Genomic DNA, 373 nt, shown 5'->3' with positions numbered 1-373 from the left:
GGTGAGGAGTTTGCCTGCCTGCTGCCCGACACGTCACACGAGGACGCCTTGGCCTTGGCGCAGGAGATGGAGCGCCGGGTGCGCCAGCTGGCTCTGCCACGCGGGGGGGCGCATGGCAGCGATGTGGTGTCGGTCAGCGTGGGCCTGGGCACGCGGGTGAGTCCGCACAGCGGCCATGCCAGCGACCTGCTGGCCCTGGCGAGTGCGCAACTGCAACAGGCCAAACAAGGCGGGCGTGGTCAAGTGCGCTATGCCAGCCTGGATACAGCGCCAATGCCGCTCTAGCCAGCGTGGAAGCTGTGCGAGCAGCTTCCAATTTCATAGCAAATTAGGCCGCTGCGCGCTTGGTCAGGATCTCGAATGCGGGCAGAGT

At 66.0% G+C, this 373-nt stretch carries 1 protein-coding gene; it reads left to right on the top strand.

Going from position 1 to position 373, the window contains the following annotated elements:
* Positions 1-285, top strand: a 285-nt coding sequence (locus AC1D1Y_RS26845) for a diguanylate cyclase domain-containing protein (protein WP_477685017.1), incomplete at its 5' end; no start/stop codon positions are given.
* Positions 286-373 lie beyond the last annotated feature (88 nt).

The sequence above is a fragment of the Polaromonas sp. P1_G1 genome (assembly GCF_056405595.1).
This window is presented reverse-complemented; position numbering and strand designations above follow the sequence as displayed.